Source organism: Candidatus Magnetaquiglobus sp., from assembly GCF_058402785.1.
In genome coordinates, this window is sequence record NZ_JBZVFG010000019.1 from 26,778 (window position 1) to 53,641 (window position 26,864).

General features: G+C 61.0%; 24 protein-coding genes. 15 read left to right on the forward strand and 9 right to left on the reverse strand.

Annotated features, from left to right (window positions below; all coding sequences use genetic code 11):
• Window positions 1-182: 182 nt before the first annotated feature.
• Together ACV4UY_RS08290 and ACV4UY_RS08295 are read right to left on the reverse strand one after the other, a co-directional pair.
• Window positions 183-1,583, reverse strand: coding sequence for an ATP-binding protein (locus ACV4UY_RS08290; protein ID WP_491607133.1), 1,401 nt, complete (start codon window positions 1,581-1,583; stop codon window positions 183-185).
• A gap of 3 nt (window positions 1,584-1,586) precedes the next feature.
• The gene (locus tag ACV4UY_RS08295) at window positions 1,587-2,252 is read right to left on the reverse strand and encodes a response regulator transcription factor (RefSeq protein WP_491607134.1); all 666 of its coding nucleotides are present in this window, start codon (window positions 2,250-2,252) and stop codon (window positions 1,587-1,589) included.
• Between the two features lie 772 nt (window positions 2,253-3,024).
• Between ACV4UY_RS08295 and ACV4UY_RS08300 the strand changes: the two genes are divergently transcribed.
• The 8 genes from ACV4UY_RS08300 (at window position 3,025) to sppA (ending at window position 13,681) form a co-directional block, all read left to right on the forward strand.
• Entirely contained in the window at window positions 3,025-4,464 is a 1,440-nt protein-coding gene (locus ACV4UY_RS08300) for a hemolysin family protein (RefSeq protein ID WP_491607135.1), read from the forward strand.
• Window positions 4,465-4,466: 2 nt separating this feature from the next.
• Window positions 4,467-5,747: a hemolysin family protein gene (locus ACV4UY_RS08305; protein ID WP_491607136.1), complete on the forward strand. Its 1,281-nt coding sequence runs from the start codon at window positions 4,467-4,469 to the stop codon at window positions 5,745-5,747.
• 341 nt (window positions 5,748-6,088) lie between these two features.
• The gene (nhaD, locus tag ACV4UY_RS08310; protein WP_491607167.1) at window positions 6,089-7,501 is read left to right on the forward strand and encodes a sodium:proton antiporter NhaD; all 1,413 of its coding nucleotides are present in this window, start codon (window positions 6,089-6,091) and stop codon (window positions 7,499-7,501) included.
• A gap of 341 nt (window positions 7,502-7,842) precedes the next feature.
• Complete coding sequence (gene gcvPA, locus ACV4UY_RS08315) at window positions 7,843-9,207, forward strand: aminomethyl-transferring glycine dehydrogenase subunit GcvPA (protein ID WP_491607137.1); 1,365 nt, start codon at window positions 7,843-7,845, stop codon at window positions 9,205-9,207.
• Window positions 9,207-10,694, forward strand: coding sequence for an aminomethyl-transferring glycine dehydrogenase subunit GcvPB (gcvPB, locus tag ACV4UY_RS08320; RefSeq protein ID WP_491607138.1), 1,488 nt, complete (start codon window positions 9,207-9,209; stop codon window positions 10,692-10,694). Before gcvPA ends, gcvPB begins: the two co-directional genes overlap by 1 nt.
• Window positions 10,695-10,696: 2 nt before the next feature.
• Entirely contained in the window at window positions 10,697-12,001 is a 1,305-nt protein-coding gene (gene eno, locus ACV4UY_RS08325) for a phosphopyruvate hydratase (RefSeq protein WP_491607139.1), read from the forward strand.
• Window positions 12,002-12,044: 43 nt separating this feature from the next.
• Window positions 12,045-12,524, forward strand: coding sequence for a MerR family transcriptional regulator (locus ACV4UY_RS08330; protein ID WP_491607140.1), 480 nt, complete (start codon window positions 12,045-12,047; stop codon window positions 12,522-12,524).
• Window positions 12,525-12,613: 89 nt separating this feature from the next.
• On the forward strand, window positions 12,614-13,681 hold the full coding sequence (gene sppA / locus ACV4UY_RS08335; protein ID WP_491607141.1) for a signal peptide peptidase SppA: 1,068 nt from the start codon (window positions 12,614-12,616) through the stop codon (window positions 13,679-13,681).
• A gap of 214 nt (window positions 13,682-13,895) precedes the next feature.
• On the opposite strand, the gene ACV4UY_RS08340 is transcribed toward sppA, so the two are convergent.
• The 3 genes from ACV4UY_RS08340 to ACV4UY_RS08350 are packed head-to-tail and all read right to left on the reverse strand — an operon-like array spanning window position 13,896 to window position 14,802.
• The gene (locus ACV4UY_RS08340; protein ID WP_491607142.1) at window positions 13,896-14,141 is read right to left on the reverse strand and encodes a hypothetical protein; all 246 of its coding nucleotides are present in this window, start codon (window positions 14,139-14,141) and stop codon (window positions 13,896-13,898) included.
• A complete protein-coding gene (locus ACV4UY_RS08345) occupies window positions 14,138-14,341 on the reverse strand; it encodes a hypothetical protein (protein WP_491607143.1) in 204 nt (67 codons plus the stop codon). The genes ACV4UY_RS08340 and ACV4UY_RS08345 overlap by 4 nt, the downstream gene beginning before the upstream one ends.
• Window positions 14,342-14,346: 5 nt before the next feature.
• Window positions 14,347-14,802, reverse strand: coding sequence for a thermonuclease family protein (locus ACV4UY_RS08350; RefSeq protein ID WP_491607144.1), 456 nt, complete (start codon window positions 14,800-14,802; stop codon window positions 14,347-14,349).
• Between the two features lie 196 nt (window positions 14,803-14,998).
• Between ACV4UY_RS08350 and ACV4UY_RS08355 the strand changes: the two genes are divergently transcribed.
• Window positions 14,999-15,940 (forward strand): chemotaxis protein CheV, encoded by a 942-nt coding sequence (locus tag ACV4UY_RS08355; protein ID WP_491607145.1) that lies wholly within the window; start codon window positions 14,999-15,001, stop codon window positions 15,938-15,940.
• 217 nt (window positions 15,941-16,157) lie between these two features.
• Here ACV4UY_RS08355 and ACV4UY_RS08360 read toward each other — a convergent pair whose 3' ends face one another.
• Genes ACV4UY_RS08360 through ACV4UY_RS08375 form a run of 4 tightly spaced genes read right to left on the reverse strand, consistent with a single transcriptional unit; the run spans window position 16,158 to window position 20,543 of the window.
• Window positions 16,158-16,478 carry a DUF190 domain-containing protein gene (locus ACV4UY_RS08360; RefSeq protein ID WP_491607146.1) on the reverse strand — a complete coding sequence of 107 codons (321 nt, stop codon included), beginning with the start codon at window positions 16,476-16,478 and terminating at the stop codon, window positions 16,158-16,160.
• Window positions 16,479-16,496: 18 nt separating this feature from the next.
• Entirely contained in the window at window positions 16,497-16,880 is a 384-nt protein-coding gene (gene crcB / locus ACV4UY_RS08365) for a fluoride efflux transporter CrcB (RefSeq protein ID WP_491607147.1), read from the reverse strand.
• Window positions 16,881-16,932: 52 nt separating this feature from the next.
• Entirely contained in the window at window positions 16,933-19,743 is a 2,811-nt protein-coding gene (locus ACV4UY_RS08370) for a hybrid sensor histidine kinase/response regulator (protein ID WP_491607148.1), read from the reverse strand.
• Window positions 19,744-19,751: 8 nt separating this feature from the next.
• Window positions 19,752-20,543 (reverse strand): PstS family phosphate ABC transporter substrate-binding protein, encoded by a 792-nt coding sequence (locus ACV4UY_RS08375; protein WP_491607149.1) that lies wholly within the window; start codon window positions 20,541-20,543, stop codon window positions 19,752-19,754.
• A 398-nt stretch (window positions 20,544-20,941) separates the two neighbouring features.
• Between ACV4UY_RS08375 and rpsB the strand changes: the two genes are divergently transcribed.
• The 6 genes from rpsB to ACV4UY_RS08405 all read left to right on the forward strand — a co-directional run bounded on the left by rpsB (window position 20,942) and on the right by ACV4UY_RS08405 (window position 26,822).
• Window positions 20,942-21,712 carry a 30S ribosomal protein S2 gene (gene rpsB / locus ACV4UY_RS08380; protein ID WP_491607150.1) on the forward strand — a complete coding sequence of 257 codons (771 nt, stop codon included), beginning with the start codon at window positions 20,942-20,944 and terminating at the stop codon, window positions 21,710-21,712.
• Between the two features lie 39 nt (window positions 21,713-21,751).
• Complete coding sequence (gene tsf, locus ACV4UY_RS08385; protein ID WP_491607151.1) at window positions 21,752-22,669, forward strand: translation elongation factor Ts; 918 nt, start codon at window positions 21,752-21,754, stop codon at window positions 22,667-22,669.
• Window positions 22,670-23,050: 381 nt separating this feature from the next.
• On the forward strand, window positions 23,051-23,776 hold the full coding sequence (gene pyrH / locus ACV4UY_RS08390) for a UMP kinase (protein WP_491607152.1): 726 nt from the start codon (window positions 23,051-23,053) through the stop codon (window positions 23,774-23,776).
• A gap of 526 nt (window positions 23,777-24,302) precedes the next feature.
• Window positions 24,303-24,860 (forward strand): ribosome recycling factor, encoded by a 558-nt coding sequence (frr, locus tag ACV4UY_RS08395; protein ID WP_491607168.1) that lies wholly within the window; start codon window positions 24,303-24,305, stop codon window positions 24,858-24,860.
• 154 nt (window positions 24,861-25,014) lie between these two features.
• Window positions 25,015-25,734, forward strand: coding sequence for a polyprenyl diphosphate synthase (gene uppS, locus ACV4UY_RS08400; protein ID WP_491607153.1), 720 nt, complete (start codon window positions 25,015-25,017; stop codon window positions 25,732-25,734).
• Between the two features lie 257 nt (window positions 25,735-25,991).
• Entirely contained in the window at window positions 25,992-26,822 is an 831-nt protein-coding gene (locus tag ACV4UY_RS08405) for a phosphatidate cytidylyltransferase (RefSeq protein WP_491607154.1), read from the forward strand.
• The last annotated feature ends 42 nt before the right edge of the window (window positions 26,823-26,864 follow it).

Sequence of the window (26,864 nt, forward strand, 5' to 3'; positions counted from 1 at the left end):
GGGCTGAATCGGAGCTGGCGGGCCGGGGCGGGGAACTGAATCGGAGCTGGCGGGCCGGGGCTGAATCGGAGCTGGCGGGCCGGGGCGGGGAACTGAATCGGAGCTGGCGGGCGGGGGCGATCCCGTGGTGCGAGCCGATCATGTCGCCACGCCTCTCCGGCGAGATTCCGCGAGGCCGGGGTTCACAGGGCGCGTGGTCTGTTCGCGTCCGCCGCCGACAGATTGGCATGCTCCGGCTTGACCGGCAGAAGGATCTCGATTCGAAAACCTCCCAGCTCCGGGGAGGGCATGAACCGCATGGTTCCCGCATAATGGTCCACCGTCTCTCGCACCAGGGAGAGCCCCAGCCCATGACCGGAGCGTGACTCGTCCAGACGCACGCCACGCACCGCCAGGTGATCGGCCTCCTCGGGACTCACGCCCGGACCATCGTCTTCCACCACGAAACAGACCTCGCCTACCCGGGTTTCGATCCCGACGCGAATCCGGTTGGATGCCCACTTGAAGGCGTTGTCGAGCAGATTGCCGAACAACTCCATCATGTCCTCCTGGTCGAAGGGCAGGGCGATCCCGGAGGGGATCGACAAGTCTACCTCGATGTTTTTCTGGAAATTGATGTTCTTCAAGGTGCGCGCCAGCAGACCCAGGGACTGTTCGGGATAGAAAAACATCCCCTCCAGGGGGAAATCGGAGAGCCGGGCGCGTCGCAACTCCCGATCGATGAGGTTGGAGAGGAGATTCAGCCGCTCCTCGATTTCGCCACGCAGGTGGGCGTCGTTGCCGAGGTCCGGGTGGTGGACGATCTGGAACAGGGTGGCCAGGGGGGATTTCATGGCATGGGCCAGGTTGGTGATGGTGCCGCGGGATCGGATCAGGCGTTGCTCCATGAGCGACAGCAGGTGGTTGATCTGCCCAACCACTTTTTTCATTTCGACCGGAACATCCTCGCTCAGTTTTCCGATCTGCCCCATTTCCAGCTGCATCACGTCCTGATGGATCCTGGCGAAGGGGGACATGGCCCGATAGACCGCCACCACGTGGATCACGGTCAGCAGCAGCAAAAAGACGATGGAGATGATCGAGTAGAGCCACAGGAACCGCTCCAGATCCTCCTCGATCGGGGTCAGATCCTCGGCCACGGCCAGGGTGAGCTGTCGTTCCCGCAACGGGATGTTTTTCACCAGGGTGAGCAGGTTTTCGTTTTTCGGACCCTTGGCGAAAAAGCGGATCTGGTGACCCACCGGAACGGCGGGGATGTCCAGGGTGAACTGTTCCAGGGAGCGGGAACGGAGCTGTTGTGTTTCACCCTCGCCCTGGAGGGTGATCTGGTAGTAATAGCCGGAAAACGAGAAGTGGAACAGCGCATCGACGTGCTTGCCGTCCAGGCTGATCAGATCCTGGTCATTCACGGCCAGTTCGGCGAGGATGCTGGCGATCTCCAGTTCCATGCGGTCTTCCAGGTAGTTGGCGGTCAACTCCCGCAAGGCGGTGCTCACCACCCACCACAACAGGAAGAACATCCCGATCAGGCTCACCACCAGGGTGACGAGCAGTCGGCTTTTGATCGAGCGGCGCCAGTTCATCCGTCAGGTTCCCGGCATGAACTGATAGCCCTGCCACCGCAGGGTGCGGATGATATCCCGGCCCAGTTTCTTGCGCAGATGGTTGACATAGACCTCGATGACGTTGTGATCCATGATCTTGTCGAAGTCGTACAGAACATCGATCAGCGACTCCTTGGAGTGGATGCGGCCCGGTGAGAGCATGAAAACCCTCAGCAGACGGAACTCCATGGAGGTCAACTGCACCCGGTCGCCATCCGGTTTGATCACCCCTTGACGCTCCTCTTCCAGGGTGTAGCCTCCGGCGCTCAATTGTCCCTGGAAACGGGCATGGCAGCGCAGGATCAGGGCGCGGAGTCTGGCCAGCAACTCCTCGACATGAAACGGTTTGCCCAGATAGTCATCCGCGCCGGCCTCGATTCCCACCACCCGTTCCTGCCAACTGTTGCGCGCGGTGAGCACGATCACCGGGACCGGATTGCGTCCGCGACGCCAGTTTTTCAGGATCGTCAGACCCGGATGATCGGGCAGACCCAGGTCGAGGATCACCGCGTGGTAGGCCAACTGATTGGCCATGGCCTCGCCTTCCAGGCCATGGCTGGTGATGTCCACCGAGAATCCGGCGGACTCGCACTTGCGTTTCAGATGCTGGGCCAGGGTCGGGTCGTCTTCAATGATCAGGATGCGCATCGTTGTTTGCCCTGTCAAACGTGTGCATGATGGGTGAAAGCCTCCGGCGTTTTCGTCATGGCACGCCAGCGTGCAAGTCCGGAGGGGGTTCCGTTTCAGGTCCGATTCAAATCCTACCCTTCGAAACTGAATTCAAACTTAACCTTCTTCACAATTTCTGAATCAATGCGCGACCCGTTCAACTTCAATTCAGCTTCATGGGTTAACATGGTTGAACCTGTGAATCGACCCTGCGGGTGTTGCAGGTTTGGGGAGGCATGAGGGGCTTCTTCACAGGGTGCAAGTTTACCTCAGGATGGCACTCGCCAGCGAGAACAACCATGAAGGAACTGCATTTTCATGATGCCGGTCCCAACCACGTCATTCCAGGGCCCGCAAGCGCATTCGAGTTTTCGTGGTCAGCGTATTCGGCTTGGTCTTGTCATGGGGTTCGTCGGTTCGCCTTTCACGAGTCTCCTGTGTTGAGCGACTTCGCATCCTGCATGCGGTTGCATGGATGGTCCGCCAATCCGGATGCCATGCCGCGACCTGAAAAGAACGCCGCTTTTTGTGGAGCGAATCGTGGCATCTGATGCCCTCATACCCTCCACCCCCTCGGGTTCCCATCCGTCCATGATCACGCACGCATTCGCCGGGACAAAGCGGAGAGTCGTCATGGCCCCGACCGCCCAAAGAATCTGTCCAACCCGCTCCATGCCGACCAATTCACGTTCTGGCGGCTTGTGGGTTTAAGATTATCAAATGAATGGATTTTGACAACCAAGGAGTCATCATGGAGATCTTGTCACTCATCGATCTGACCGTCATCATACAACTGCTTCTCTTCGTTTTCTTGCTGGCCTGTTCGGCCTTCTTCTCTGGCAGCGAGGTCGCACTGTTCTCCCTCAATCCCATGCAGTTGGATCAAATGGCGCGGGAAAAACATCCGCAGATGCAGACCATCCTCGATCTGCTCAAGGATCCGCGCGCCCTGATCACCACCATCCTCATCGGGAACGAGTTGGTGAACGTGGCGGCCTCCAACATCTCGGCCACGCTGCTCATTACCCTGATGGGCAGTGAAGAGAACTGGTGGGTCAACATTCTCGTCATGCTGCCTATTCTGCTCTTGTTCGGGGAGATCACCCCCAAGACCCTGGCGGTGCGCAACAGCATCTTTTTTGCCGGGTTGGTCAGTCAGCCGTTGACCCTCTTTCGTCGAAGCATCACGCCCTTGCGCCGGGTGGTTGGATGGATCTCGAACTATTTCATCACCTTGGCCATCGGTGAGCAGAAGGAGAAACGGGCTACGGTCACCGAGGAGATGGTGCGCACCCTGGCCGAGCAGGCCAGCATGGACGGGGTGATCGATGACACGGAGCGGACCTACATCGACAACATCTTCAACTTCGGCAACATACGCGTGCGGGATGTGATGATTCCGCGGGCCAAGATCTTTTTTCTGACCCGGAACACGCCCGCGCACGAAGTGCTCAAGGCTTTCAAGCAAACCGGTTATACCCGCATTCCTGTGTATGAAGGACACCGGGATGATGTGGTCGGGATCCTGCACATCCGTGATATGCTCGCCATGTCGGTGGATGGGGACAAGAAAAACACCAATCCGATGACCCTTTTGCGCAAACCCTATTTCGTGGCCGCCAACCGACTGGCCTCCTCGCTGTTTCAATCCTTCATGGAAAAGAACCACTCCCTGGCCATGGTGGTGGATGAGTTTGGCGGTCTGGTGGGCATGGTGACCATGCACAACCTGATGGAGATCATTTTTGGTCCCCTGCACGGCAAACTGGTGCCACAAAGTGCGCTTCTCCCGAGCCATTCCATGGTCAATGGTCACTACTCCCTGCCCGGTGTCATGCCGATCGAGGAGTTCGTGCGGCTGACCGGTTGCACTCTGGAGGCGAACGATGCGGAGACCGTCGGCGGATTGGTGCTGGATACCCTGGGTGAGTTGCCGGAAAAGGGGAGCAGGGTGTCGATCATGGGATGGGAGTTCACCGTTCTGGAGATGGACAACAACCGGATCGCCTCTCTGCGGGTCCGTCAATCCGATCCGACCGCCCCGCCATCGGCCACGGTCAACCTGAATGCGCAACCCAAAATGATTGTATCCACCCGGGATCCGGAACAGGAGAAGGAGATGTCCGTCATAGAAGGCGAAGTGGTCACGGTTTCCGTTCAATCCACCCAATCCAACAAGCAGGAGGGATAACCATGGAAGCCTGGATGACGCTCCCCCTGATCGTCTTGTGTTTGATGGTGGAAGCCTTTTATGCCGGTTCCGAAATCGCCGTGGTCAGTGCCGACAGACTGAAACTGCGTCACATGGCGGCCAAGGGATCCCATGGGGCCCAACTGGCCATGGAGATGCTGCGCAAACCCGAACATCTGCTCACGACCACGCTGGTCGGCATCAATGTCGCGATCGTCAGCAATTCATCGCTTTCCACGCTGTTTGCCATCGAGGTCTTCGGATCGGAGCACGCCTGGATCGGGATCATGATCTCCGCGCCGCTGATCTGGGTTTTTGGCGAAATCGTTCCCAAGAGCATTTTTCAGCAACGCGCCGACTATCTGGCTCCGCGGATCATTTACGTACTCAAGGCATCCTCCTATCTGTTCTTTCCGCTGATCGTTATTTTTTCCTTGTTGTTCAAGGGAATCAACAAACTGCTTGGCGGAAGGAACAAGCAGGATCTGTTCTCGCTGCGCGAAGAGATCGATCAGGTGTTGCAGATGCGGGTTCAGGAGACCGACATTCTCCCCATCGAAAAGAACATGATCCGGCGGCTGTTCAATTTCGGGGAGACCCATGCGCGCGACATCATGGTTCCACTGATCGAATTGCAGGCGTTGGAACGCAATGCCTCGTGTGGACAGGCCCGGCAGATGGCGGCCAAACACGCCCACCTGTTGTTGCCGGTACACGCGGGACGGGTGGACAACGTGATCGGGTATGTCAATGTGATCGACTTGCTGGATCTGCCGGATGCCCAGCCGATTCTGCCCCATCTCAAGCAGATCCGCTACGTTCCGGGGGCCAAGAGCATCGAGGATCTGCTCACCGCCTTCCAGAAGGATGGCGACCGGTTGGCGATCATCGTCGATGAGTTCGGCGGGTGCGAGGGGATGGTCAGCCTGGAAGACATTCTGGAGCGCGTGGTCGGAGACATGCGCGACGAATACGATGTTGGCGAAAAGACGACCACCTGGTGGCAACAGATGGAACCGGGTCGCTGGCGCGTCAATCCCCGCATCCGCCTCGTGGCTTTGAGGGATGAGTTGGGGATCGAACTGCCGGATGGACATTACGAGAGCCTGGGCGGTTTTCTGCTCGACCATTTCCAGGATATTCCCGCGGAGGGGGCCGTGTTGACCCACGGAGAGGTGCGTTTCAAGGTGATCAAGGCGTCGCGTCAGACGATCCGTGAGGTGGAGGTCGAGTCAAGTCTGCCGCTGCCATCCGAATCCACGGCCATGCATGCCCATCATTGAACCTTGTCCATGGACCGTGGGACTCCCGAAGGGGGGCGGTCGCGGGGGTGAGGGGGGGCCGCCCATCACGCCGAGAAAGGCCGGGCGTGCGCGGGTCGGTCGCGGGGGTGAGGGGGTCCCCCCATCAAGCAAATCCGCGAAAAATCGCGCAAACGCGTTGTACTTGTGTGCCCCCTCCGTTGCCCGCCAGGGCAAGGGAGGGAGCGAAGGGCTCGCAGAAGACGAGAACCTTCGGAGGCTTTGATTCTCGCAGGAATCCTGATTCAGGAATGGAGCGTGCCATGTTGCCGGAAAATCAGAGAAACAAGACAAACAAGATGCTGTTCGCCATGCTGCTTGCTATGTGCGCCACATGGCTGCTTCCCGATGCGTCATGGGCTGGAGGTGTCGTCACGGCTGACAAGATCGATCTGACCGGACACTGGGTCGGGATCACCTCTCTGCTGCTGTTCGTCGGTGCCTATGCGCTGGTCATGGCCGAAGAGGTGACCCATCTGCGCAAATCGAAACCGGTGATCCTGGCTGCGGGCGTCATCTGGATTTTCATCGCGGTAGCCTATAAAGAGGCGGGATCGCCTGCCGTCGCCGAGGTGGCCATCCGCCACAATATCCTCGAATTCGCAGAACTCTGCCTGTTCTTGCTGGTCGCCATGACCTACATCAACGCCTTGGAGGAGCGGCGCGTTTTCGAGGCCTTGCGCTCCTGGCTGGTGCGGTCCGGGTTCTCGTATACCCAGCTCTTCTGGTTGACCGGCGTGCTGGCCTTCTTCATCTCCCCGGTGGCGGACAATTTGACCACCGCCCTGCTGATGTGTGCCGTGGTGCTGGCCGTGGGCAGAAGCGCCCCGGTTTTCGTCTCCCTCTCCTGCATCAGCATCGTGGTGGCGGCCAATGCCGGCGGTGCGTTCAGTCCGTTTGGCGACATCACCACCTTGATGGTCTGGCAGAAGGGGATCGTGGAGTTCTGGACCTTCTTCTTGCTGTTCATCCCCTCGGTCGTCAACTGGTTCGTGCCTGCCGCCATCATGAGTTTTTATGTTCCCAAGGGCAAACCGGCTGCCAGCCGTGAGGTCATCACGATGAAGCCGGGCGCGAAACGGATGATTCTGCTGTTTCTGCTGACGATCGTGACCGCGGTGTCCTTTCACAATTTCCTGCATCTGCCGCCCATGGCCGGCATGATGACCGGACTCGGATACCTGATGGTGTTCGGCTACCATCTGAAAAAATCGAGTCACAAGAACGGCCATGCGTCAACCAGGTCCGAAGACGATGCACTCCCGGAAGATCCGTTCGATATCTTCCGCAGCATCAGTCGCGCCGAATGGGATACTCTGATGTTCTTCTATGGGGTCATTCTCTGCGTGGGAGGACTGGGGGTGATCGGCTATCTGGCCAACGTCTCCCAGATCCTTTATGAAGGGTGGGGACATACGCCGGCCAATGTCATGATCGGCCTGCTCTCCGCCGTTGTGGACAACATCCCGGTGATGTTCGCCGTGTTGAGCATGGAACCCGGCATGTCGCTGGGACAGTGGTTGCTGGTCACCTTGACCGCTGGTGTGGGTGGCAGTCTTTTGTCCATCGGTTCCGCCGCCGGTGTCGCGCTCATGGGGCAGGCGCGTGGTGTGTATACCTTTGGCAGCCATCTGAAATGGACGCCTGTCATTGCCTTGGGTTATGCAGCCAGCATCTGGGTCCATTTTCTGATCAACTCCGAAACTTTTGGAGTCTTTGGAGCCAAAATGCCCTGATCGCTCGCCCCCTCAGGCAAGTGACCTTGGTTCGACTGCCCAACCCTTGGTCACCGACCCTCCCCGGGTTTGTTCTTGCGGTGTGCTGTCCTGCCCGGTCTGAAACCATTCAGACCGGGCATTTTTGTCAGGCTGTCTCCGAATGCCGGATGGCCTGGATCTGCCGGTCCCTTCCTGAATCCGTCGTATTCGTTTCCGTGGCGCATGAAAAATGACCTGAATGCGTCCAGAACGCATCACAATGCGTTCCATCGGACGCGATAATCTGCCATACTGCGACAGTCGGGTGATCGTTCAAAATGTCATCTTTCTATCCAACTCATTGAATTTAAAATAAAAAAATGCCATTCATTCCCCATACTCCCAGCGATGTCGAGGCGATGCTCGGGGCCATCGGCGTCGCGCACCTGGAGACCCTGTTCGAGGAAATCCCGTCCGAACTGCGCGCTCCACCCCTGGAACTTCCCCCCGCGCTCGGCGAGATGGCGGTCGGGCGACTGCTGCGCGAACGGGCCGAAGGCGACGGGTCGGGCCTGTGTTTCATCGGCGCCGGCGCCTACGAACACCACATCCCTGCCGCGGTGTGGGAGATCGCCGGACGCGGCGAGTTCATGACCGCCTACACCCCCTATCAGGCCGAGGCCAGTCAGGGCACCTTGCGACTGCTCTACGAGTTTCAGACCATGATGGCCGGTCTGACCGGCATGGACGCGGGCAATGCCTCGATGTACGACGGGGCCACCAGTTTGGCCGAGGCGGTGCTCATGGCCGCCCGTGCCACCACCAACCAGGGCGGAAAGATTCTGTTGCCCGAGACCGTCCATCCCCATCACCGCGCCGTGGTGCGCGCCATGACGCGGGATCTGGATCTGGAGGTGGTGGAGATCCCCTTTGATCCGGTCGAAGGGCGCGTCTCGCTCAAGGCGCTCAACCGCTTCCACGGTCAGAAGGTGGCCGCGCTGGTCATTCCGCAACCCAATTTCTTCGGCATGCTCGAGGAGGTCGATACCCTCACCGACTGGGCCCGGCACGAAGGGGCGATCGTCGTGGGTCAGGTCAATCCTGTGGCCCTCGGACTCCTCAAACCGCCGGGTCAGTGGGGCGACTCGGGCGCGGACATCGCCTGTGGGGATGGACAACCGTTGGGCATTCCCCTCTCCTCGGGCGGACCGTACTTCGGATTTTTGTGCTGCAAACAGGCGCTGATCCGGCAGATGCCGGGTCGCATCGTCGGCAAGACCACCGATCCGGAAGGTCGCACCGGCTACATCCTTACCCTGCAGGCCCGTGAACAACACATCCGTCGCGCCAAGGCCACCTCCAACATCTGCACCAACCAGGGGTTGATGACCGTCGCCGCCTCGATCCATCTCTCCCTGCTCGGACCCGATGGCCTGGCGCGCACCGCCGCCACCTGTCATGCCCGGACCCGAGCCCTGGTGGAGAAACTCACCACCATCCCCGGCGTGACCCGCGTGTTCCAGGGACCGTTCTTCCACGAGACGGTGCTGCGACTGCCCAAGCCGATCGCCCCGGCCCTGGCCCGTCTGGCCCGTCTGGGTATCAACGGCGGTTACCGTTTGGGCGAGAGCTATCCGGAGTTGGATCAGACCATTCTGGTGTGCGCCACGGAGACCCGTACCGAGGCCGATCTGGACCGTTATGCCGACACCCTGTCCTGGGTGCTCAATGTCAAGGAGGGATGATGAACCAGACCATCTTCGATGCTTCGCGACCGGAGCGGCGCAACATCCAACACATCCCGGAACTTCCGGAAGGGGGATCGGATCTGCCGGAGCGTTTCCTGCGCGTCGCGCCACCCCCCTTGCCGCGCGTCTCGGAACTCCAGGTGGTGCGCCACTATACCCGGTTGTCGCAGTTGAACTACTCGGTGGATACCCATTTCTATCCGCTCGGTTCCTGCACCATGAAATACAACCCGCGCGCCTGCCATGTGCTCGCCTCGCTGCCGGGTTTCCTGAATCGCCATCCGTTGGCACCGGTGGAGAGCGGGCAGGGGGTGTTGCGCTGCCTGCATGAGTTGCAGGAGATGCTCGGCGAGATCGCCGGCATGCGCGCGGTGTCGCTGGTGCCCATGGCCGGCGCCCATGGCGAATTCGCCGGTGTCGCGATGATCCGCGCCTATCACCGCGCCCGTGGCGACGAGGCGCGGCGCGAGATGCTGGTGCCCGACGCCGCGCACGGCACCAATCCGGCCACTGCCGCCATGTGCGGCCTGTCGGTGCGCGAGATTCCCACCACCGCCGCGGGCGATGTGGATATCGAAGCCCTGCGCGCCGCGGTCGGCCCCCATACCGCCGGACTGATGCTGACCAACCCCTCCACGCTCGGAGTGTTCGAGCGCCGGGTCGGGGAGATCGCGGCGATCGTGCACGAGGCCGGCGGGCTGCTCTACTACGATGGCGCCAACCTCAACGCCGTGGCGGGACGGGTCCGTCCCGGCGACATGGGGTTCGACGCGGTACATTTCAACGTCCACAAAACCTTTGCCACTCCCCACGGCGGCGGTGGTCCGGGCGCGGGACCGGTGGCGGTCTCGGAACGTCTCGCCCCCTACCTGCCGGTTCCGGTGGTGAAAAAAAGCCTCGACGACAAGGGGCGCGAGTGGTTCTCCTGGCAAACCGAGGCCGACCTGCCGGAGAGCATCGGTCGCCTGGCCGGCTTCGCGGGCAACATCGGCATTCTGCTGCGCGCCCACATCTACCTGCGCATGCTCGGGGCCGAGGGGGTGCGGCGGGTGTCGGCGTTTGCCACCCTGAATGCCAACTATCTCATGGCACGGCTCATGGCCGAGGGATTCACCGTCGCCTATCCCGATCGACGCGCCACCCATGAGTTCATCCTGTCGCTCGAGCCGGAACGGAAACGGCTCGGCATCACCGCCCTGGATGTCTCCAAACGTCTGCTGGAGTTCGGCATCCACGCGCCGACCATGTATTTCCCCTCTCTGGTCCCGGAGTGTCTCCTGATCGAACCCACGGAGACCGAAACCAGGGAGACCCTGGATCATTTCGTGGACGCGCTGATCGCCATCCGTCAGGAGGCGGAGAACGATGCGCGTCGTGTGACCTCGGCACCTCATGCCATCCCGGTGCCGGGCGGCGGGGTTGGGCGTCTCGACGCCACCCTGGCGGCCCGCAAGCCGGATCTGATCTGGAAGGAGCGTTCATAAAGATGTCCATCAGCATTTCTCATGTTCATGCCCGTGAGATCCTCGATTCGCGCGGCAATCCCACCGTCGAGGTGGAGGTGACCACCTCCATCGGCCTCATCGGACGGGCCGCGGTCCCCTCCGGAGCCTCGACCGGCGCCCGCGAGGCCCTGGAGTTGCGCGACGGCGATGCCAAACGCTATCTGGGCAAGGGGGTGAAGAAGGCGGTCACTGCGGTCAACCAATCCATCGCCCCGGCGATTCGCGGCATGGACCTCTTCGGTCAGCGCGCCCTGGATGCCCGCATGATCGCCCTGGACGGCACCGCGGATAAATCCGCCCTGGGCGCCAACGCCATCCTCGGCGTGTCGCTCGCCGCCGCCAAGGCCGGCGCCCTGGCCTGCGGTCAACCCCTGTTCCGCTATCTGGGCGGGGTCAATGCCCATCTGCTGCCCACGCCGATGATGAATATCCTGAATGGCGGCGCCCATGCCGACAACAACGTCGATATTCAGGAGTTCATGATCCTGCCGGTGTCCGCCGCCTCGATGGCCGAGGCGGTCCGCATGGGCGCCGAGGTGTTCCATCAACTCAAGAAGGTGCTCTCCAAACGGGGACTCAACACCGCCGTCGGCGACGAGGGGGGCTTCGCTCCGAATCTGGCCTCCAACGAAGAGGCGCTCCAGGTGATCCTTCAGGCGATCGAAAACGCCGGCTACGCGCCGGGCGAGGATATCCATCTCGGGTTGGATTGCGCTTCGTCCGAGTTCTTCGTGGCCGATACCGGTCGCTACGACCTCAAGGGCGAGGGCCGGGTGATGAGCCGCGAGGCGTTGATCGCCTATTATCAGGAACTCTGTGCGCGCTATCCGATCCTCTCCATCGAGGATGGCTGCGCCGAGGGGGATTGGGAAGGATGGCGTCTGCTCACCCAGGCTCTGGGCGACAAGGTGCAACTGGTGGGGGATGATCTCTTCGTCACCAATCCGGCGATTCTCGCCGAGGGGGTGCGCAATGGCATCGCCAATGCCATCCTGGTCAAGGTGAATCAAATCGGCACCCTCACCGAAACCCTGGATGCCGTGGAACTGGCCCGTCAATCCGGGTATCCGTCGGTGATTTCGCATCGCTCGGGCGAGACCGAGGATGTGACCATCGCCGATCTGGCGGTGGCCGTGAATGCCGGACAGATCAAGACCGGTTCGCTCAACCGTTCGGACCGCATCGCCAAATACAATCAACTGTTGCGCATCGAGGAGTCCCTGGGCTCGGCGGCGCGTTATGCCGGGAAACGGGCCTTTTTCAACCTGTTCCCGGGCGTTGTGTGATCGACAGGCTGAAACTGAACAAAAAAAAGGGGGGGGGAACGACATGAATTTGAGCACGAATTTCATGCCCGCGGAGAGCATGGAAACCGCGGGCATGGTCAAGATCGGCGTGGTGGCCAAGCGATTGGGAATTTCGATTCGCACCATTCACATGTACGAACGGGAGCGGTTGTTCATCTCCCACAAGAACCGGGCCGGCACGCGCCTGTTCAACGAGGATGACATCGCCTGGCTCGTCGAGATCCGGCGCATGATCAAGTCGAGCATCAGCATCGCCGGCATCCGTTCGCTGATGACGCTGATCCCCTGCTGGGACGTGACCAAGTGTCAATACGCCTCCCGGAACTCCTGTCCCTCCCTCAGGGATAACAACAATCCCTGCTGGAGCAACAAGGAGAGCCAATGCTTCCAGTCGGCGGATATCTGTCGGGCCTGCAAGGTGTACGCGATGCGGTTTCATGTGAGTGACCTCAAGGAGGTGACCGAAATCCGCATGCGGCCCGAACTCCTGCTGCAAGCCTGATCAACCTTTAGCCAAGGGTGAGCCCCCTTTCTCTTCGATCGTGGATCCCTTCACGGGGGTCCGCGGTCGAGTGCGCCGCTCGAGCGACCATGGACAAGAACGAACCGAGTTTTGCCGAGGATCCACCCCAGGTCTTCCCGTCGGAAGAGCATGCGGGCGGGGGCTGGATGCGTCAACTGGAAGCCAACCGCGCCCGCGAACGCGAGGTGTTGGAACGGCTGCTGCTGGCCAATCTCAACGAACAGAAGAGAACCCGCCGGGGACGCAACTGGTTTCGTTTTTTCATCGCCGCCTACCTGATGGCGTTGTTGTGGATGAGCCATCCGGGCAAGGAGATCCCGCATCTGGATGGGTTGTCGGCCAAACGCAAGCATGTAGCGGTGGTCCATCTGCGCGGCATGATCGTCGATGAACTTCCGGGATCCGCGGACAACATCATCAAGGGGTTGCGCGAGGCATTCGAACATCCGGATACCGAAGCGGTGATCCTGCGCATCAACAGTCCGGGCGGCACGCCGGTGCAGGCGGGTCGGATCTACGATGAGTTCCTGCGTTTGCAGAAACAGCACGCCGAGATGCCGGTCTATGCCGCGCTTGAGGATCTGTGCGCCTCGGGAGGTTATTGGGTGGCTTCCGCCGCCCCGAAGATCTATGCCGACAAGGCGACCCTGGTGGGGTCGATCGGCGTGATCATGCAGGGGTTCGGCTTTCAGCAGACCTTGGAGAAATTGGGCATGGAGAGCCGTTTGCTGACTGCCGGGAAGCACAAGGCGCTGCTCGATCCGTTCACGCCGGTGGAGCCGAACCAGAAGCAGCATGTGCAGAATCTGCTCAACCGCATCCACGAGCAGTTCATCAAGGCGGTCGAGGTCGGGCGCGGGGACCGTCTGAAGGCGGGTCGCGAGGAGTTGTTCCAGGGGTTGATCTGGACCGGCGAGGAGGCGGTGAAACTCGGCCTGGTGGATGGTTTGGGTTCGGTGTCGTTCATCAGTCGGCAGTTGATCCGCAACGAACGGTTGGTGGATTTCACCATCGAGGAGGACGTGCTGACCCGCTTCTCCAAGAAGGTCGCCGGCGCGGCAATGGGCGCCCTGCCGCTGGGCGAGGCTTCCAGGAACGCCCTTCCCGGCGGCGATTCCGCTTGGCGTTGGCAGTGAGAATCCCGCCCGGCTCGGATCCAGGCCGTCGCGCGTCCTTCTGGCGTTGGCAGTGAGAATCCCGCCCGGCTCGGATCCAGGCCGTCGCGCGTCACGGGGAGGATGCCGCTTTCGGACCGGGGCAGGTTTCGATTCGGGGTCCATGCGGTCTGGAGGCGGAACCGGGCGGGGCGAAGATCTCTTCGGGCGAGCGGGCATCGAGAAGCCGTTCGCTTCAGATCTCCAGGGAGGCGTGATCCGCCTCGTCCAACCTGGCCTTGACCCAGGCCGGGGGATGCCCGAATTTCTTTTGGAACCGTCGCAGCAGGATGTTGCACTCCCCCTTGCTGATTCCGCGTGCCTCGCCTTCCGCCAACAGTTCCCGCACATCAATGGACAGCCTGTCGTGGTCCTCCTCGGGATTGACCCATTCAATAAACGCATGCACCTTCTTTTCCGGCAACAGGTGGAAGGTGGTCATGAGCTACAAAACGATGGGCCTGCGACGATCTCCGGCGGATCATCCGTCAGGCGGTCCGCGATCACGGATGGCAGACGTTCGCGCAGCAGAGGGTCCACGGTCTTCGGATGGGAGAGGAGGATCTTGAAGAGTCGGTCGCGGGGTTGGGCCAGATCCAGCATGCTGGCGGGATCGCGTGGCGGGTTGGGTGTGGGATGCATGCGGGTCACTCCCGCTCCGGGTGGGGATGGCTCCTTTTCCACTCCCAGGGCGGGGTGGGATGGGGTTCGGACCAGAGGCCGATTCTGCGTTGTCGGGCCTCTTTCTCCAGGCGGGTCAGCTCCGGGTTCTTGCCATAACGGATATGGCGCCAGGCCAGGCCGACCCGTACCATCTCCTTGCCGAAATCCTCCAGACCGTCGCCCCTCACCCAGCCCACAACCCGGTCGTAGCGGTCCCGCTCCTTTTCATGGATTTGCACCATCCGCTTGCCGACCAACTGTTCCGCATGGCGGCGCGCCACGTCGGCAAAGGGCTGTCCGTGCTCCGGGGCGTCGATCTCGGCCACCCGCACCTTGATCTTGCGACCATCGCCCCGATCCACCACCAGCGAGTCCCCATCCGTCACCCGGATCACCTGGCCTTGCCAGGTCTCGGTGCGCGCGGACGCGGGGATGAACAAACATCCGATCAGCAAAAACTTTGTGAACGCACGCAGAAAAAACCGGTATTTCATTCCAAAAGCGTGTATGCTGTAACTTGCATGATGGGGGGAGATCCCCCTCACCCCCCGTACCGTGGACCTCCCTTCGGGAGTTTCATGGTAAGCTAGCGCTTTCATCGATGATCCCTCTCTTTTCGTTATAAGGACTGCCGCAATGAGAGTCAGCAAGCCGGACGACAATTTCATGGCCGATGTCAACAAACGCGCCAATCTCGCCTTCAGCAACGAGATGGAAATGTTGACCTTTGTCTTGACCGATGGCCAACTCTATGGCCTGAATGTCTTCAAGATCATCGAGATCATCGAGTGCCCCAAAACCATCACCCGTATTCCCCAATCGCACCCGGCCATCAAGGGTACCATCGATTTTCGTGGACATGCCATCAATCTGCTCGACCTCTCCGAGGCGTTGGGACTCGAACCGGTTGCCTATCTGACCAATCTGAGCTACGTCCTGGTGTGCGAATACAGCACCTCCATCCAGGGATTCCTGGTCAGCGAACCGGATCGACTGATCCAGAAGAGTTGGAACGATGTGATTCGTCCCGACGGATCGCTCTACGGCGGAAGTTATCTCACCGCGATCACCTATGATAACGATCGAACCGTTCAGATTTTGGATGTCGAAAAAATACTTGGAGACATCATCGGGATCGAGGATGTCATATCCCAGGATCTCGCGCAACGCGCCAAGAAGCTCCGGATCGAAAATTTTCATGTTCTGGCCGTGGATGACTCCACCGCCGCCCGGCAACTCATGGCCTCGGCGTTCAACCAGCTGGGTCTGCGCCACACGATGTTCGACAGCGCGGACAAGGCGTTGGCCGAATTGGAGCGGTGCGTGGAGTCCGGAGAGATCCCGTACAACATCATCTTCTCCGACATCGAGATGCCGGTGATGGATGGTTTCACCTTCACCCGCAAGGTGCGGCAGATCCCCAAACTGGCCAACATCTATCTGGCCTTGCACAGTTCGTTGAGCAACCGCTCGAATCAGGAAAAGGCGGAGCAGATGGGGGCCAATGCCTTCATTCCGAAGTTCCAGCCCAACAAGATCGCCGCCGCGATTCTCGAGCAGGTCGAGAACGCCTCCTGACGGAGCGCTTTTCAGGGCGTGCGCCTCTCTTGCCTGGGTGAAAACGTCGCGCGCGACTGGATTGCCGCTGAAGCGCATTGGATTGCCGCTGAAGCGCATTGGATTGCCGCTGAGGCGCGCGACTGGATTGCCGTTGGGGGCCAGTGCGATGCCGGCCTCCGCGCGCAGATGACCTTCGCGGAGTGCGCGGTTTTTCATTCTGGCGTTTGGCGTGCCGTCACGACTTGCCCAGAATCCCGAACTCCACCGGAAGTTTGACGTGGAACAGAGAGAGGTTTTCCTGCCGGATCCGTTCGAGAAAGGCCTCCAGCCTGTGCTCGTCGGCCATGAACAGCACCGCCACCGGTTGATCCCCCGCCAGTTCGAAGAATGACTCTTCATGCAGGATTCCGTGTCGTCCGAATCCGGCGATGGAGCGGAACGCGGATCCGCCCGGCAATCCGCATTCCCGGGCCTGCTCCAGAAGCCATTCATGGATGAGAATGCCATGATGGCGCTGATTCTCGCGTACGAAAATGAGAAGGGTGAAGCCTTGCATGGCGCGGTTCCCGTGGGTTCAGGTTGTCAGAAGCTTGAAGGTCCAGATGCCGAGCGCGGTCATGGTGAGGGATCCCAGCAGGTGCCCCCCCGCCGTGGCCGCGGCCCAGCCATACTCCTGGTGCATCAACAACCCCACCACCTCGGCGGAGAAGGTGGAAAAGGTGGTCAATCCACCCAGAAAACCGGTGATCACGAACAGGCGTGCCTCCGGCGGCAGGCCGGAGTGGTGGGAAAAGAGGGCGATGGCCATCCCGATCAGGTAGCCGCCCAGGAGGTTGGCGGTCAGGGTGCCGAGGGGCACGGTGGGGAAGAGCGGATTGAGGAGCATGCCGAGCCACCAGCGCAACCAGGCGCCACAGGCGGCCCCCATGCCGACAGCGAGAATCGCGAGGGGTTCCATGTCTTATGATCCGGATGGTTGATGGTGCATGGTGGCGGCGTTGCGAACGTGATTACGTTGGATCCTCCGCGCATCCCAAGGCGCGGGCCAGAGGCTCCCAGAGCCGTTCCGCCTCCACGAAATCGATGCTGTCCAGGGCAAGCACCATTTTCTGGAGCGGATCGAGCGCCTCTCCCTGGCCCACGAAGGGACGCAACCGCTCGGCGATCTCGAGTGCCTGGAACCCGTGGTCGAGAATCTCCTGGCGCAAGGTCTCCAGAAGGGCCCGACAGCGCTCCGGGTCGGGCCCGGAAGTTTCATCGTAAGGCTTGAGGGGCCGGGGGGCTTCGCGGGTCATCCGATCGATCGCCGTCACCAGAGCGGCCATCTCCCGCTCCAGACGCGACACCAACTCCGGCCACTGCGACCGCCCCCGATTCCTGATCGAAATCTCCAACGCCATTGCTGCGGCATGCACCCCGCGCGCGGCCAGATTGCCGGCAATTCCCTTGATCGCGTGGATCATCGTGGACGCCTTGGCCAGATCCTCCGGCAGAGGGGTGGTCAGCAGGGGGGCGAGCAGACCGGGCGTTTCCGCGTGGTCGCGTCGGAACTCGGCGAGGAGGTTGATCAACAGGCGATGATTGCCATTCACCCGCTGCAACGCCTCCTCGAGATTGATGCCGGGGAGTCCATCCTGGGACGGGCTGGTAACGGACTCGGGCCGCGCGTCCGATGGCTCGGACGGCGCCCCGCCGATCCCCTCGCGGGGGCGGATCCAACGCAACAAAGTGTCGAACAGTTCGATGTCACTGATCGGCTTGGTGATGTGACCGTTCATGCCGGACGCCAGGCTCGCCTCGCGATCGGTTTCCATGGCGTGGGCGGTCATGGCCAGGATCGGCAGGTCGGCGAACCGGCCATCCGAGCGGATCACCCGCGTGGCCGCGTGGCCATCCATCTCCGGCATCTGGATATCCATGAGCACCAGATCATAAGGGGCATCGACCACCTTTTGGACCGCCTCGCACCCGTTTTCCGCCACATCGACCAGGATGCCGACATGACGCAGATTCTCCTCGGCCACCTGGCGGTTGATGGCATTGTCCTCGACCAGCAGGATCCTGGCGCCGGTCAGTCTGGCCCGGAGTTCGGGAAGGCCCGGTCCGGCCTGTTGGCGTGAGTCGGGGAGGATCGCCTTCTTGCCGCACAGTTGCAGGATGGCATCGTAAAGATGTGAGCAGTTGAGCGGTTTTTCCAGCACGGCATCCTGGTCCGGTCGGCTGGCGCGGTGGTGGATGCCATCCGGTTGCGGTGGAATCAGACGCAGGGTCTTGCAATCCGACTCCCGCAACCCCTGGCAGGCGCGCAGCCGTCGCAACGTCTCGTGTCCATCCTCTCCGGCGCGCGGCACGTCGATCACCGCCAGACGGATCGGCTGGTCGGTTGGCGTCGCCATGCGGGCGATCTCCATGGCCTGCTGGCCATCCTTGGCGGGTTCCACGTGAAACGAGAACAGTCGCAGCATCGCCTCGACCGCCTGTCGTTGCGGGTTGTCTGCGCCTATCAGGAGCACGCGCATGCCCTGAATCTCCGCGGGTGGCGGCAGGGGATCCGACGACGGATGGGGATCGATGGTGCCCAGGGTGACGGTAAATGAAAAGGTGCTCCCTTGTCCAGGCGTGCTCTCCAGCCAGATGCGCCCCTCCATCAACTCCACGAGCCGTTTGCAGATGGTCAGTCCGAGTCCGGTACCCCCATGTCTGCGGGTGGTGGAGAGGTCAGCCTGGACAAAGGGTTGAAACAGATGGGCGGACAACGCCTCGGGGATGCCGATGCCGGTATCCCGCACGAAGAAGCGCAGTTCGACGCGGGAATCGGAATTGGTTGCGTGCCGTTCCACCCCCAGCTCCACCGTTCCGCCGGAGGGGGTGAACTTGATGGCGTTGCCGACCAGATTCATCAGGATCTGTTCGATGCGCAACGGATCCCCCAGGAGGGTGGCGCGACACTCTCCGGCCACGGAGAGGATCAGGGCCACTCCCTTTTCGGCGGCCTGCAGACGGAACAGATCGGTGATCCGGTCGAAAATGCCGCGCATTTGAAAAGGGATGATCTCCAGATGGAGATGGCCTGAGTCGATTTTGGCGAAATCGAGAAGATCGTTGATGATGCGGAGCAGTGATTGGGATGAAGTGTTGATTTTATTCAGATAGTCTTTGGTTCTGAGCGGGATCTCCCCTTTGAGTGCCAGCTCGGTCAGCCCGATGATGGCGTTCATGGGGGTGCGGATTTCGTGGCTCATGTTGGCGAAGAAATCCGATTTGGTGCGGTTGGCCTTCTCGGCGATGTTTTTGGCCTCGACCAGCGTGGAGATGGATTGTTGAACGATTCTCAAGGTGAGATAGCGCAGAGGGAAGAAAACCAGCCAGGCCAGACCCAGACCGCCCAGCAGGGTGAAAAGGAGGGGGAGCAGCAGAGGTCGCAGGGAGAGGGTGACCTCGACCCGCCCCACCGGATCGCCGAAGTCATACAGCGTGCCGGCGCGGGTCAGGCGAGGCCACGGGAGCGACTCCTCGAAGGCGCTGACTTCGAGTTCCCGTTTGGGCGAGACATGCACCACCCGCACCGAGGTGCCGGGTTGGTGGATGTCTTCGAGCATCGCCTGCATGCGAATGCCGGCGACGCTCCACCCGGTGGGTTGGTTGCTGATGAATTTATTGAGAAACAGGGTGTGGATGCGCAGTTCGGTGGTGAGATGTTTGTCGAGGCTGTCCCAGGCCACGAAGAGGTGGATGACGAGGGGCAGGAGGATGGCGACGACCGCCACGAGACCGGTGGTGCGGGTGGTGAAACTCAGCAGGGGCGTGGCGTGCGGGTTCACGTTAAGGTTCACGGCGCGGGTTGCGTGGCGGAGAGTCCCAGGGCTTGCATGCGCGACCGTCCGGCGTTGGAGGCGAGAAACGCGATGAAACCCGCGAGGTGTGGCATGGACTCCTGGCGCGCGACGAAATAGAGGGGTTTGAAGGGGACGGAGCGGTTTTGCTCCAGGGCGGCGACGGTGGGTTCCACGCCATCCAGGCGCAATCCCTTCAGGGGGCGTTTTTCGGCCAGGATCAGGGTCATGGCCACGCTGCCCAGGGCGCCCGGAACCTTCTCCACCATGTCCGCGAGATCCAGATCGGTATCGGCCAGGGCCGAGCCGGGTTGGCGGTGTTCGTGGGCGGTTTTGAGTGCCTCGCGCAGCTTCGGGGAGAGGGATTGCAACAGCGTGGTATCCGCATCGTGGATCGGGCGCAGGATGATGCGCGCCCTTGAACCGTCTGGCCAGGTGGTTTGGCGTCCGGCGTAGAGGTTGGCGGCCTGATCGAGGGTGATGTCGGAGAGGGGGGCGTCGCGCTGGACCACGAAGGCAAAGGGGGAACGACCGATCCATGTCTGGACGAGTCCCGTGTCCGCCTCCTCCTTCTTGAGGGGGCGACCGGTGAGGGCCAGGTCGAGTTGATCGCTGGTCACGGCCTGGATGGAGCCGCTGCTGCCCATGGGGGGGGTGATGAAACGCAGTTCGAGTTCCGGATGCGCCTTCTGGTGGATTTCGGCGAGTTGTCGGACCGTGGAGATCGCCGCGCCGGTGCCGCTGACGCGCAGGGGGGCGGCATGAACGGTGGAGGTGGATCCGAGCATGAGGGTTGCCACAACCCATGAGATCCATCTGGTCGGTGCGGGCACGGGCAGAGACCTCCGGTTCGAGAAAGGGTCATGCGGTTGGCCGTGAATGTCAGGGTTTGGTTGGTGAGCGATCAGCATAGCAAAATGGCGGGCCTGTCGAAACGAAAAACTTGAATCCGGTGGTCCTGGCTGTCGGATGAGGAAGAATTCCGGTCGATCGGTCTGTTTCGCTTGCAATCCGTGAGTCAGAGCGGGTACACTGTGCGGGTTTCAACCTGTTTCCCATTTCACACGCGACCCTGCCGGCGGTCCCGGCTCCCCACGAAAGATGGGGGTGTGGATCTCCTTGCCAACCGGTTGTCGCGGAGGATCAAGCCGAACCTTAAACCGAACAAAGAGGACAAAGAACCATCATGGCAACGTTTTCGATTCGTGAACTCCTGGACGCGGGCTTCCACTTCGGTCACCAGACCAAGCGCTGGAATCCCAAAATGGGCCGCTACATCCATTCGGCCCGCAACGGCGTTCACATCATCAATCTGCAAAAAACCATCTACATGCTGCGTGATGCCTGTCGTTTCGTCACCGAGCGGGCGGGTGGTGGCGGCGTGGTGCTGTTCGTGGGCACCAAGCGCCAGGTGGTCGATCTGGTGGCCGAGGAGGCCAAGCGGACCGGTCAGTTCTATGTCAACCACCGTTGGCTGGGCGGCACGCTCACCAACTGGAAAACCATCCAGGAATCCATCCGCCGCCTGAAGGATATCGAGAAGATGCGCGAGGACGGCTCCATGCAGTATCTCCCGAAAAAGGAGGTTCTGCATCTGGATCGCCAGCGCGAAAAGATGGAACGTTCCCTGGGTGGCATCAAGGAGATGAGCCGTCTGCCGGATCTGATCATCGTCGTCGATGTCAACAAGGAGTCGATCGCGGTGGCCGAGGCCAACAAACTCAACATCCCTGTGGTGGCGCTGGTCGATTCCAACTGCGATCCGGACCACATCGACTGGGTGGTCCCCGGCAACGACGACGCCATCCGCTCCCTGAAGCTCTTTTTGAACAAGATGGGCGATGCCATCCTCGAGGGGCGCCGCCCGGAGGTGACCGAGGCCATGTTCGACGCCCGCAAGGATGCGCCGGTTTCGAACGAAGCGGTGGCCGACACCGTGGTTTCGACTGAATCTTGAGATAAATCCGATATTTGACCCGAAAAGGAAATTCGTGACATGTCTGCTGTCAGTGCAAATTTGGTGAAAGAACTCCGCGAGAAAACCGGAGCCGGCATGATGGATTGCAAAAAGGCGCTCACCGAGACCCAAGGCGACCTCGAGGCCGCCGTGGATTGGCTGCGCAAGAAGGGGATCTCCTCTGCCTCCAAGAAGTCGGGCCGCGTGGCCGCCGAGGGCAAGGTGGTGGTGGCCTCCGAAGGAAATCACGGTCTGCTGCTGGAGGTCAACTCCGAGACCGATTTCGCGGCCAAGAACGAAAAGTTCATGAACTTCATCCAGACCGCCGTTCAGGCCGGTCTCGAGGCGAAGGTGGCCGATATCGAGGCCATGGCCGCCGTGCCGTATCCGGGAGCGGGTCACAGCGTGGGCGAAGAGTTGACCGCGCTGATCGCCGGCGTGGGCGAGAACATGAACCTGCGCCGCGTGGTCCGTCTGGAAGCGGCCCAGGGGGTGGTGGTCGGTTACCTGCACATGGGTGGCAAGATCGGTACGCTGGTGTCGCTGGAGTCCGCCGCCGCCGACCAGGATGTCCTGCGCGAACTCGGCAAGAAGATCGCCATGCACGTTGCCGCCTCGACCCCGTTGTACCTGAATCGGGACGCGGTGCCGGGTGGGGATCTGGATCGGGAGCGCGATGTGCTGGCCGATCAGGCGCGCGCCTCGGGCAAGCCGGAGAGTATCATCGAGAAGATGGTGCAGGGACGTCTCTCCAAGTTCTACGGCGAGACCTGTCTGGTGGAGCAGCCGTTCGTGATGGATCCGGAGCAGACCGTGCAGGGGGTGGTGGATGCCGCGGCCAAGAGCCTGGGCGCGCCGATCCGCGTGGCCGGCTTCGCCCGTTTCATGATGGGCGAGGGTTTGCAGAAGCGCGACGACGATTTCGCCGCCGAGGTGGCCAAACAGGTCGGTCAGTAACAAGGCCGTTTGGCAAATGCCAAACAGCCGACGCGGGCCATTCATGGCCCGCCCAATTGCGCGGCAATTGGAAAAGCACGAATCGATTGTTTCGATGCGTGCAGGTTTGGTGATTCCATTCATGGAATCACCAAACAGCCTCCAAGGGGCGCTGCCTCGCTTCTGACATGCGATGCGCGCGGGGTTCGGACCCGGGTCCGGCCCGCGCGCATCCGTTTTGGCCAACGTGCGGGATGGGAGGGAATCCTCTTGCCCCGCGACCGTGGATTTTTCCTTGCAGGCGTTCCACGGTGAACATCGGGATGGCTCCCCCAACCCTGGTTCCCCCGGACGGTCCGTCAAGGAACCCATTCGACATCGATATTTTGGAGTGACCCTGGCGTGGCGAAGCGGCGCATCCTGCTGAAATTGTCCGGCGAGGCTCTGATGGGATCCCAGGGCGAAAGCCTGGATCCGCCATTCCTGCGCGCCCTCGCCGAGGAGATCCGTGAGGTGTGGGGGCTGGGGGTTCAGGTCGGGGTGGTGATCGGGGGTGGCAACATCTTCCGCGGTGCGTATGGCGCATCTCTCGGCATGGAGCGCTCCAGCGCCGATCAGATGGGCATGCTGGCCACGGTGATCAACTCCCTGGGGGTGCAGGCTGTCCTCGAGGGGTGCGGCGTGCCGACGCGGGTGCTGTCGGCCATTCCCATGAGTCCGATCGCCGAGCCGTTCGTGCAACGCGATGCGGTGCGCCATCTCGAAGAGGGGCGGGTGGTGATCTTCGCCGCCGGCACCGGCAATCCCTATTTCACCACCGATACCGCGGCCAGTCTGCGCGCCGCCGAGATCCACGCGGATCTGTTGCTCAAGGCCACCAAGGTGGATGGGGTCTACGACTCCGACCCCAAGAAGAACCCCGATGCCAAACGGTTCACCTCCCTGACCTACGACGAGGTGTTGCGTCTGGGGCTCGGGGTGATGGATCTGACCGCCATCACGCTCTGTCGTGACAACCGCATTCCGTTGTGTGTTTTTTCCATTCTGGAACGAGGCTGCCTGACGGCGATCCTCTCCGGGGAGCCGAGAGGCACCACCATCGGTTTTGGCGGCATCGAACGGTCTTGAACTCTTGGCGTGACGATATCCTTGCGAGGCTGTTTGGCAATGGCCAAACAGCTACGCGGGCCATTCATGGTCCGCCCGATCGCGTAGCAATCCGAGAAGCACGAATCGATTGTTTCGATGCGTGCAGGTTTGGTGATGCCATGCATGGAATCCCAAACAGCCTCTTAAACCGCACCCGGCTTGGGATGTGTGGTTTTTATTGGTAAAAAAAAGAGAGGATCTGGGAGACTTCTCTCCCGGGGTTTTGATTTTGCCTTTGACTTTAGCGCGCGCTTCAAAAGAAGCGTTTTTTGCGACTTTTGCGAAAAACGTGTCGCGCGTAGCCTTCGCGGGAGTTGTTTCCGTTTTTTTACCGTGGAACTCCCGTAAGGGCGGTCCATGGTTGGGGGTGTGGGGGCTTCCCCCATCATGCTTAAGTTTGGAAACGACTCCCGTATTTTGCACGCAGCCTTGCGAGAAACGACGCATCCCCAAATGGGTGCGGTTTAGATAGACCCTCATTTTACAAGCCTGGGAGAGCCGGATGATCGACCCCGCCGTGATGCAAACCCTGGATCAACGCATGACCAAGACCATCCTGGCGCTCAAGGAGGAGTTGTCCGCCGTGCGCACTGGGCGAGCCTCGACCAACCTTCTGGACCGGATCGTGGTGCAAGCCTACGGTTCGGATACCCCGTTGAATCAGGTTGCCACCCTCAATGTGCCGGAACCGCGTCTGATCACCATCCAGCCCTGGGACAAGAAACTCATCAAGGCGATCGAGAAGGGGATCCTGGAGTCGGATCTGGGGTTGAACCCCTCCAACGACGGGGTGTTGATTCGCGTGCCCCTGCCGGAACTCAATGAAGAGCGGCGCAAGGATCTGGTCAAAATGGTCCAGAAAACCGGCGAGCAGGCCAAGGTGGCCTTGCGCAATGTGCGACGCGAGGCCATGGAGATGTACAAGAAGCAGGAGAAGAACAAGGAGATCTCCCAGGACGATCTGCGCCATCTGGAAAAGGTGGTGCAGGAGCACACCGATCAACGCGTCAAGGAGGTCGATGAGATCGTGGCCCACAAAGAGGCCGATGTGATGCGGGTGTGAGTCTCCTGATGGGGGCTCTCATGTTTCGAGCCCGAAACCTCGGGATCCCGTACGACAAGAGATCGGTCGAGGGTTCCCTTAATCCTTCGATCCCGGAGCCCCAAGGGTACCCAGGGATCGGTTTTTCTCCAGTAGGGTTGTCACGAAGACGGTCATGACCCCCGTACCTCCAGAGAAGATGCCCCGGCATATTGCCATTGTCATGGATGGCAATCGGCGTTGGGCCAAGGCCCGTTTTCTGCCCAAGATCGAAGGGCATCGGCGCGGGGTCAAGGCGGTGCGGCGCACGGTCGAGGCCTGTCTGGATCTTCGGGTGCCGACCCTGACCCTCTATACCTTCTCTTCGGAGAACTGGAACCGGCCCGAGGAGGAGGTCTCCTCTCTGATGAACCTGCTGGCCATCCATCTGCGCAAGGAGATGGACGAACTGGTCGAAGAGGGGGTACGGTTTCGTGCCCTGGGACGGATTCACGAGTTGCCGGGAAATGTTCAGTCCCTGGTGCGCGAGTTGGAAGAGAAGACCCGGAACAACACCCGGTTGGATTTCAACATCGCCCTGAACTACGGTGGACGCATCGAACTGGTGGATGCCGCCCGTGCCCTGGCGCGGGAGGTGGCTGCCGGAACCCTTGATCCCGAGGCGATCGACGAGGTTCGGTTGTCCGCCCGTCTGACCACCGCTGGTCAGGTCGATCCGGATCTGCTGATCCGCACCGGCGGCGAACAACGCATCAGCAATTTTCTGCTGTGGCAGATGGCCTACACGGAGATGGTGTTTTTGCCGATTTTCTGGCCCGAATTCGATGCCGCGCATTTGGAACAGGCCATTCGTGAGTATGCCGGCAGGGATCGCCGTTTCGGCGCGGCCCGATAGTTTTTGGTAAACCGCCCCCATCACGGGATGCGTCGTTCCAGGATGGGGGCGGTTTAAGACCGCGCGCTTGCGCCAGTTTTTGCAAAAATCGCGGAAATTGGCTTATCGTGAAGATCGGCGAAAGACAAAATCAAAAACAACATCCCAAGGGCTTCGCCCTTGGATCCCACCAGGGGCACCTGGCCCCTGGACCCCGCCAATTTTGGGGTCCTGAATAGTTACAATTTTTGTTGGATAACCTTGGGATACCACGCCGGATGATCGTTCGCGCCCTGTCCGCCCTGGCCCTGGCACCGCTCCTGATCGGGCTGATCCTGGCCGGTTCCCGAGCCGCCCTTTTCGTGCTGCTGGTCGCGGCCAGCGTCCTGTTGATTTGGGAGTGGCTGCGCTTGCGGGAACCCTTCCTGCCGATTCCCCATGTTCCGCTGCTTCTGGCGCAAATTCTGATGATGTACACCGGTTACCGGGGTTATCCGGGCTGGATCGGCATCGAGCTGTCGTTGATCCTGGTCGGCCTGTTCGCCTGGTCCCTGGTGGAGTACCGGCCCGGCGAGCAGGTGTCGCCCAAGGTCGGGTTTCGCTTCATGGGGGTGGTCTACTGCGGCGTGCCGCTGATGTTCATCGACGGGCTGCGCGCCATGCCCATGGGGGGCAAACTGATCTGCGTTCTGCTGTTCGTCGTTTGGGCCACGGATACCGGCGCCTATCTGGTGGGGCGCACCTGGGGCCAGGCGAAGATTGTGCCCAACATCAGTCCGAACAAGACCTGGGCCGGCTTCTGGGGTGGCACCGGCGCGGGGGTGATGATCGGCACGGTGGCTCTCAAGGGGTTCGGCGTGCCGTTCGGCTGGATCGAAAGCCTGGGCGTGAGCTTGCTGCTCGCCCTCTCCAGCCACGCGGGGGATCTGGTCGAATCGGTGCTCAAGCGCGAAGCCGGGGTCAAGGATGCCGGTCGTCTGATCCCCGGACATGGGGGGCTCCTGGATCGGTTGGACAGTCTGTTGTTCGTGGCGCCGATTTTTTACGCCTATTTGCGGGTGCGTACGAGCGGCGTGCCGTTGGGAGCGTGGTTCCTTGGCGGTCTGTGATGGGCGCGGGATGATGCGTGTCTGTCGCGTCCTGGATGAGAA

What these genes read in the sequence shown, in the direction of transcription:
- ACV4UY_RS08290 (WP_491607133.1), bottom strand. Translation starts at nt 1,583, where the DNA reads ATGAACTGGCGCCGCTCGATCAAAAGCCGACTGCTCGTCACCCTGGTG.
- ACV4UY_RS08295 (WP_491607134.1), bottom strand. Translation starts at nt 2,252, where the DNA reads ATGCGCATCCTGATCATTGAAGACGACCCGACCCTGGCCCAGCATCTG.
- ACV4UY_RS08300 (WP_491607135.1), top strand. Translation starts at nt 3,025, where the DNA reads ATGGAGATCTTGTCACTCATCGATCTGACCGTCATCATACAACTGCTT.
- ACV4UY_RS08305 (WP_491607136.1), top strand. Translation starts at nt 4,467, where the DNA reads ATGGAAGCCTGGATGACGCTCCCCCTGATCGTCTTGTGTTTGATGGTG.
- nhaD (WP_491607167.1), top strand. Translation starts at nt 6,089, where the DNA reads ATGTGCGCCACATGGCTGCTTCCCGATGCGTCATGGGCTGGAGGTGTC.
- gcvPA (WP_491607137.1), top strand. Translation starts at nt 7,843, where the DNA reads ATGCCATTCATTCCCCATACTCCCAGCGATGTCGAGGCGATGCTCGGG.
- gcvPB (WP_491607138.1), top strand. Translation starts at nt 9,207, where the DNA reads ATGAACCAGACCATCTTCGATGCTTCGCGACCGGAGCGGCGCAACATC.
- eno (WP_491607139.1), top strand. Translation starts at nt 10,697, where the DNA reads ATGTCCATCAGCATTTCTCATGTTCATGCCCGTGAGATCCTCGATTCG.
- ACV4UY_RS08330 (WP_491607140.1), top strand. Translation starts at nt 12,045, where the DNA reads ATGAATTTGAGCACGAATTTCATGCCCGCGGAGAGCATGGAAACCGCG.
- sppA (WP_491607141.1), top strand. Translation starts at nt 12,614, where the DNA reads ATGGACAAGAACGAACCGAGTTTTGCCGAGGATCCACCCCAGGTCTTC.
- ACV4UY_RS08340 (WP_491607142.1), bottom strand. Translation starts at nt 14,141, where the DNA reads ATGACCACCTTCCACCTGTTGCCGGAAAAGAAGGTGCATGCGTTTATT.
- ACV4UY_RS08345 (WP_491607143.1), bottom strand. Translation starts at nt 14,341, where the DNA reads ATGCATCCCACACCCAACCCGCCACGCGATCCCGCCAGCATGCTGGAT.
- ACV4UY_RS08355 (WP_491607145.1), top strand. Translation starts at nt 14,999, where the DNA reads ATGAGAGTCAGCAAGCCGGACGACAATTTCATGGCCGATGTCAACAAA.
- ACV4UY_RS08360 (WP_491607146.1), bottom strand. Translation starts at nt 16,478, where the DNA reads ATGCAAGGCTTCACCCTTCTCATTTTCGTACGCGAGAATCAGCGCCAT.
- crcB (WP_491607147.1), bottom strand. Translation starts at nt 16,880, where the DNA reads ATGGAACCCCTCGCGATTCTCGCTGTCGGCATGGGGGCCGCCTGTGGC.
- ACV4UY_RS08375 (WP_491607149.1), bottom strand. Translation starts at nt 20,543, where the DNA reads ATGCTCGGATCCACCTCCACCGTTCATGCCGCCCCCCTGCGCGTCAGC.
- rpsB (WP_491607150.1), top strand. Translation starts at nt 20,942, where the DNA reads ATGGCAACGTTTTCGATTCGTGAACTCCTGGACGCGGGCTTCCACTTC.
- tsf (WP_491607151.1), top strand. Translation starts at nt 21,752, where the DNA reads ATGTCTGCTGTCAGTGCAAATTTGGTGAAAGAACTCCGCGAGAAAACC.
- uppS (WP_491607153.1), top strand. Translation starts at nt 25,015, where the DNA reads ATGACCCCCGTACCTCCAGAGAAGATGCCCCGGCATATTGCCATTGTC.
- ACV4UY_RS08405 (WP_491607154.1), top strand. Translation starts at nt 25,992, where the DNA reads ATGATCGTTCGCGCCCTGTCCGCCCTGGCCCTGGCACCGCTCCTGATC.